Genomic DNA, 407 nt, shown 5'->3' with positions numbered 1-407 from the left:
GTCCACGTAGGCGGGGATAACATGGCCGACAGTCCGCAGCCGCTGGGCGGCGGCGGCGAACGGTTTGCCTGCGGGGTGATTAAGTAGTTCCTTCGCCAATTGTGCCGGCCACCGGGGCCTGTTCCAGCTGCGACAAGGCGCAGTACAGTCGCCAAATCGCGGCGGCCAGTTCCCGCGCCGCCGGCTGATGATGGTGGTACAGGGCGTCGCAGATCCGCTGCAGCTCCTGCAGGGTGGAGGCCAGCGGGCGCTGCTGCACGCCGCGCTCGCTCATCACATCGCGTAACAGGTTGATGCACAGGTCGCGCACCTGGGCGAGAGGATCGGAGCGGGTTTCCCATTCGCGAAGCTGCCAGACGACGTGCGAGCAATTGAGCAGCACGACGCCCCAACGCAACAGCCAGCGG

General features: G+C 66.6%; 1 protein-coding gene. It reads right to left on the bottom strand.

Annotated features, from left to right (window positions below):
• Nucleotides 1-79: 79 nt before the first annotated feature.
• The coding region (locus tag D7Y11_RS43050) for an FUSC family protein (protein WP_199754001.1) at nucleotides 80-407 on the bottom strand (328 nt) is incomplete at its 5' end.

This window comes from Corallococcus sp. AB018, from assembly GCF_003986945.1.
Classification (GTDB): Bacteria; Myxococcota; Myxococcia; order Myxococcales; family Myxococcaceae; genus Corallococcus; species Corallococcus exiguus.
This window is presented reverse-complemented; position numbering and strand designations above follow the sequence as displayed.